This is a genomic window from Candidatus Omnitrophota bacterium (assembly GCA_041650805.1).
GTDB lineage: Bacteria > Omnitrophota > Gorgyraeia > 2-01-FULL-45-10 > 2-01-FULL-45-10 > JBAZKM01.
This window is the reverse complement of the sequence record JBAZKM010000023.1, coordinates 1-2,567: the sequence shown is the minus strand read 5'-3', so window position 1 is coordinate 2,567 and position 2,567 is coordinate 1. Positions and strand designations below refer to the sequence as shown.

1 protein-coding gene is annotated in these 2,567 nt (G+C 52.2%); it reads right to left on the bottom strand.

What is annotated here, in order from left to right; genetic code table 11:
- Positions 1 to 2,567: hypothetical protein (locus WC515_08950; GenBank protein ID MFA5147486.1), on the bottom strand; the 2,567-nt coding region annotated here is incomplete at both ends.

Genomic DNA, 2,567 nt, shown 5'->3' with positions numbered 1-2,567 from the left:
GACTATGCCCGTATCCGTGGTCTTATAATCTATATTGTGCCAGGCTGAACCATCGTAGAATTCAAGCTTTGCGTTGGGGATCTCGGCCTGGAGGTCCAGGTTGTCCCAGGTAACTGTGTAAGGCGCGCCTGAATTCAGAGTCGCCGGAGGATTGACCATGACAAAATTGCCTTTTATGTTGAACTGGGAAGACTCTCCCGTCACTTCATCAGAAGTCCCTTCTTTATTCGCGGCAACTACCTTCACCTGCGTATTTACCTCTATCTGCGGCGGGACGCTCGCCCAGTTGTAGGTGCTTACGGTATTACCGTCCACCGTATCTATGTACTCATAAGATCCGTCGTGCTTATAGTAGATCTTAAGGTTGCCTAATTTCGCGGTGCCGGTATCCCATGTGATGGTCTTGGCCGTGCCGACAGAAAGATTCTCGTTAAGGTGAGGCTCGCTTACGGATATGGCCGCCGTGATATTGAACGTATCTGACAGATCGTTCACCTCATCAGCGGTACCGGTTGTGTCAGCGTCCACCACCTTCACTGTAGTATTGGTCTCCAATTGATGCGGCACCGTCCATGCGTGAGAATTGGCGTCCACCGTGGTTATGAGCTCATAAGCGCCGTCGTGGAAATAATACACGTCCACATCCCCCAGGGTGCCGTTTCTGGTCCAGCTGATAGTCTTTGAGGCGCCGATATAGAGATTTTCGCCTGAATGAGGCTCAACGACCGTGATCTTGCCGATGATGTCAAAGCTCGATGATAAGCCGTACACAAGGTCATTCACGATGTCGTTTGTCTTGTCCCGTACCTTTATAACGACGTCTCCGGAGATATCGTCGTCGACATTGTCCCAATTAATATAGGAATTAGCGCCCTGCACGCATGTGACGCCGTCTGATATCAGCTGGTCGTACGTGCCGCCCACCCCTGTCTTGGAATAATATATATCGACCTTGGTGACATTGGCGGAATTACAGTTCCATGTGACTGTATTGTCATTGGAGCCAACTACCAGGTTCTGGTCAGCGGCCGGCACTGACACCGTGATCAGAGGCCTTATGGAGAACGCCACCGTAGACACGTTGTAGATGTCGTTGGCGTGGGCATGGTCGCAGACCTTTATGTAGCAATCCTCGGAATTCTCGTCAGCCACCCCGGCGGTCCAGGTATAGGTATTGCCGCCATTGACGTGGTTACCGTCATTGTTCACTATCAGGGAATAACCTCCCGCCGCGGACGTCTTGTAATAGATATCGACATTGGTGATGGAGCCGTTTGAGTTCCAGCCGATCACCTTGTCTGTCTCCCCGACCTTCCAGACTATGCCCGCTGTCTCGGGGGCAGTCACCTCGATGGAACCGACTATCTTTATCGGATTGGGGTTCATGCATTTCACATCGTCATCATTCTCATGGCTGAGGCGGATCTTGACATTATCGCTCAGATCATTCGGTATGCCGTCCCATTCCCATACGCCCTGGACCCCGTTGGCTGAGTTAGCGACGCTCGTGATATAGTGGGTCTGGAGCTCGTCCGTGAAGCCGTTGGTGGAATATTCTATTTTTATGGGGCCGTAGGTGCCTGCCGGGGTCCATCTCACCTCATGGTCATTGGAACCGACCGTCCACATGAGCCCGGCGCTCAGAGGAGAATCAAACGTGATCTTGCCTTCTATCTCAAACAGATCGGATACATCAGACACCTCTGAATTATCAGCGTCTAATATCTGGATCATGGCTGTCTTGGCGTCGTTAGTGACGACGGCTGAAGTCAATGACGGAGCCCATAAGGTGTATGGCGAGGCGCTGAAGGCCACCGTGGCCACGTCCGTCCAGCTCTCTCCGGCGTCCTTACGGAACTGTATCTTCACGTCTCCCATGTCGGCCGCGCCGGCGCAGGTCGTGGTCCATTCTATGTTGGATATCTCGCCGACCTTTAACGCGACGCTTGAGGAATTGGGATTCGTCACCGTGATCGCCGCCTTTACCATGAATAACCCGGACTCGTCGTAGATGGTGCCCAAAGACGTATCAGAGACCTTTATCCTCGCCTTCTGTTCGGAGCCGAGGGTGTGGGTCGTGATTATATCCTGATCTACCGGAATGTTCCATTCGTACGGGGATGAACCCAGATAAGAAGATTCTATGGTGTAAGTATAATTACTGCCGTTATCTTTTGAGTATTCTATCTTCACGGCTGATACAGGTCCTGTCTCTGACCAGACTATGTCATTGCCTGTCTGCGTGCCTATGGTCCACTTGGCTGTCGCTGTCGGGGCTGTCACGTCTATGACAGGGCGTATCTCGAACGTGGTCGTATCGTCAGTCGCGCTTGAGTTGGCGGGATCTGATATCCTGAACTGGCAATCAACATCACGCACATCAATAGGCACGCTCCAAGAGTACGATTCAGAGTTCGGGACTATTCCGGTGTCAGTGGTCTTGTAGTCTATATTGTGCCAGGCCGAACCATCATAGAATTCAAACTTTGCGTTGGGGATCTCGGCCTGGAGGTCCAGGTTGTCCCAGGTAACTGTGTAAGGCGCGCCTGAATTCAGAGTCGCCGGAG